The 4,127-nt window shown below is 32.4% G+C and carries 2 protein-coding genes; one reads left to right on the top strand and one right to left on the bottom strand.

All coding sequences use genetic code 11. The features are described 5' to 3' along the window. Positions 1–477: 477 nt before the first annotated feature. Positions 478–3,744 carry a mechanosensitive ion channel domain-containing protein gene (locus ACJML3_RS04405; RefSeq protein WP_406020948.1) on the top strand — a complete coding sequence of 1,089 codons (3,267 nt, stop codon included), beginning with the start codon at positions 478–480 and terminating at the stop codon, positions 3,742–3,744. Between the two features lie 67 nt (positions 3,745–3,811). Here the strand turns inward: ACJML3_RS04405 and ACJML3_RS04410 are convergent. Beyond that, on the bottom strand, positions 3,812–4,127 hold a 316-nt coding region (locus ACJML3_RS04410), incomplete at its 5' end, for a nitroreductase family protein (RefSeq protein WP_406020950.1).

The following is a 4,127-nucleotide window of genomic DNA, read 5'->3' on the forward strand; positions in this document are numbered from 1 at the left end:
TTAATCTTTGCTTTTGACATTCCTAGCGCTTCACTTATCTCACTTTGTGTAAGTGGAATAACTTTTTTATCTAAGACGACAGACTGATTTTCATACAAAAGATAAAGCAATTTGAAGTTGTCAGTTGTGAATAGATCTATCAACATTTTATAGCATCCCAAAATAAAGACTTATTGAAGATATCACAATATAAAAAAATTAGAAATAAAATATATAAAATTCTATTCTAGACACTAATATTTTATAATTTAAGAAAATAAAAATATAAAATAAAAACAACAAAAATTTCATATATAGAGTAATGTAACTGTTAACAAAAACGTATAATTTTCATGAAATATATAGGTTTGCGAGTCAACATTGTATTGACAGTAATTCTATCGCATAACATTATTTTCTTCCTTTTATGTCTTTTATAATTATTTTTAATTATAATTTTCATGATTATTAAGAATATTCAAACATAATGGCTTTTTCATGAAAAAATTTATATTCGCACTATTTTTTTTCTTCAGCACAATTTGTACTGCACAGCAGCTTTCACTCCAAACTTCCATAGGAAACATCAACCTGCCAGAAATATCAGATATTAACAAACAGTTAAATGATCTTTCTTCAGATACAACAATCTCAGATGAAACTAAGGAATTAAAGAAAAGTCTTTACTATCAAGGTATAGATGCTTTAAATAAAATCTATGAATTAAGAGATGCAAAGAACAAACTTGATGCTTCTTTAAAGAATCCATCGCAGAAGCTTGCTGTTCTTATGAAAAACTACGCTTCAGAACAGAATGCTACTCCTATCAGCGATGAAAGAATTTCAAAAATGAGCGCTGATGAGCTAAAGACAGAACTTGAAAAAGCTAACAGTGCACTTGCAACAGCGCAAATTGAAATTTCATCTGCTGTAAAAGCTCGCGATTATGTTCAAACATTACCAGAGAAAGCAAAAAATACAGTAACTGCAAATACATCAAGTGCAAAAGAGAATCTTCTTAAAATCGATGAAAAGCCAAGCACTGATGATTTTGACAACAAGATATTAGCTACTCTTATATATAGAGCAAATCTTGAAAATGATTTTTTAAAAGAGAGTCTGAACAATATATCAACACTGCAAGATCTCACAACTTACAAGCTAAAAATAACATCTCTCAAACTTCAACGTCTTGAACAAGATGTAAAAAAACTATCGCTTGCTATAAATAAAACAAACGTAAATGAAGATGAATATGCAAATCAGAATTTGATTGCAAAAAAACATCCATCATTAAAAAAATATATTGAATCTATAGATAGAATTAAAAGCTACGTTTCTATTAACAGAACAAAGGATACAACCTATCTGCATGATCTTCAGATGGTAAATTCTGCCTACAGTAAGGTCGATCAAATTGCAAAAAGTCTTGATAAACAGATAAACGAATTAGGTCAGACTTTAGTTCTATCAAGACTACTCAACCGTCAGCTGACAAATCTGCCTGATATAAAACTGAATTATAATCTTGATGATGAACTTGCAAATTTAAATATTTATATCTTTGAGCTAAGAGATCAGCTTGAAAAACTAACTGATATTGAAGCAGCAGTACAAGAAGAAATAAGAAAGGAGCCTTCATTATCTTCCTATAAGACAGATCTTGTTACTCTTGTTTCAGAAAAGAGACTGGCTATCAATGAACTATATCAGGTTATAGCAAACGAGCTTACAACCATTATTGAACTTAAGGTTGTATACACACAGTACAACGAGATAAACAATCAGATTAACTCAAAAATTTCTGAGCAGCTTTTCTGGGTTAAATCAAATCAGGGATTAGGCGTAGAATTCTTCTCAATGTGTATCCCTGCTGTTAAGTATGAGTCTGCAAACCTTATTACCAAATTTAACAGCGAGAAATTCATTAAGCATACAGTGCATACATCTGTAATCATTATTCTTCCGCTCATGTTTTTCGGTCTCATTCTGCTTGCATTCAGACCTTTTATTTCAAGGATCAATAATGAACTTGCCTTAAGACTTGATAGAAGTTCTGATTCGATTTTTGTAACCCCTCTTGCTCTGATTACAAATATTCTGTTCATGGTTCCAAGATTATGTTGGTTGATTTTACTTGGAACAGTTGTCATTTGCTGTGCTCTGGCTACTACTGAAAAACAGAGCTTCATCATTCTGACCATGGTTCTTCATATATTTGTGTTTGTATTCTTTTCACAGATCCTAAAACCAAATGCTTTAGTACAAAGACATTTTTGTGTTGAACCATACAAACTAAAAAAATTCAGACAGCAGTGCACAAAAATCTGGATGTTTGCAATTCCTCTGTTAATCTTTGCAAATGTTGCAGAAACAGATTCAAACTTCATCTATTCAGATATCACATCATATCTTGTTGTGTTGCTGTCCTTTATTGCACTACTTGTTATTTTTACAAGAGAGTTACTTGCAAAGATTAATGATCTGAAAAATACAACATTATCATCAATTACCTTAAGTTTTGTTGCTATTGCAATATGTCTTGTTGCTATTATTTCAGTTTCATCAGGATATCTGTATACCATTGTAAAGCTAACTAACAGAGTTGCTTATACATGCTATATTGCTCTTGGCTACTATATCGTAAGCCAGACTGTACACAGAATGATTTATGTGTACATCAACAAGAGTTTTACAAACACTAACGATGATAAGGAAAATCACAGCATAGTTTCTCAGCTGAATATGGCACCAGGTTACATCTGCTCAAAGATATTCAGAATTGTAAATACTGCTCTGCTGATAATCACTGTTTTCCTTATGTATTTCCAGTGGAACGATCTTGCATCAGTTTTAAGATACCTTGAAACAATCACTCTATATTCTGATAAACAGGTTGTTAACGGTCAGGTAGTAGTAACCAATGTCCTTTCTCTTGCCAATGTGCTTTTTGCAGTTATTGTCATTGTAATTACCGGAATATTAAACAAGAATCTTCCTTTAATTCTCGAAAAATTATTCCTGCTCAAAAAAGGCGAAAATCAGAAGAGTACAAGTTATACCGTAAAGGTAATTTCTTCCTATCTGATACTTGGTATCGGCTGTATATTTGCAGCTGGTGCTATAGGAATCAAATGGGAAAATCTGCAATGGCTAGTTGCAGCGTTATCTGTAGGTCTAGGTTTTGGTCTTCAGGAAATCTTTGCTAATTTCGTATCTGGTATTATCCTTCTGTTTGAAAGACAGCTTCGTGTTGGAGATATTATTACCTTGAACGGATTATCAGGAACTGTAAGCAAAATCAGAATCCGTTCAACTACAGTTCTTTCTTTTGAGAACAAGGAAGTTATGATCCCAAATAAGGAATTCATTACCTCTGCGCTTACAAACTGGTCATTATCAAACCAGATCACAAAGATGTCTTTTGTAGTTGGAATTGCCTACGGAGCAGATGTTGAAAAGGCAAAATCACTGCTCAAGGGAATAATCAACAGATGTCAGTATATTTCAAAGGAGCATGCTTCTTTAGTATACGTTTCATCATTAGATGAAAGTGCGGTAACAATTACATGTGATATTTATGTAACACAGATTGCAAACAGAAAGCTGACAACTGATTATCTGTCTAGAGAAACATTAAAACAGTTTGCTCAATATGGTATTGAAATTCCATTCAATCAGCTTGATGTCAATGTTAAAAACCTTGAAAAAGGCGAATTTATAGAAACGCTAAAAGCAGGAATTCTTGCTGAAAAAAGCTTATAAAAACTGATTAAATTTAAAGCTGTACAGTCAGTCTGTACAGCTTAATATTGTTGTATCAAATTTCTTTCTAGATCTGTTTTACAAGACTGCAAAGTTCTTTGCGTTTTTTAGGAACTACTTTTGACTTTTCATCCTCAAATCCGACTGCAAGCAGGTTGATAACCTCATATCCATTATCAATGTCTAAAGCATTTTTTATTATTTCTGGATTGAAATAACAAATCCATACAGAGCCTAAACCAAGTTCTGTAGCCTCAAGCATCATATGATCAGTAACAATACTTGCGTCTATTTGATCGCTCACCATTCCATCAAAAGGTCTATGCCATGCTTCATCTTTTTTGGCAAGCACTGCAAAAACAAGAGGTGCATTATAGAAATTT

This window comes from Succinivibrio sp. (assembly GCF_045124615.1).
Lineage (GTDB): Bacteria > Pseudomonadota > Gammaproteobacteria > Enterobacterales > Succinivibrionaceae > Succinivibrio > Succinivibrio faecicola.

Coding starts and splice junctions, on each gene's coding strand:
- ACJML3_RS04405 (WP_406020948.1), top strand. CDS start 478: ATGAAAAAATTTATATTCGCACTATTTTTTTTCTTCAGCACAATTTGT.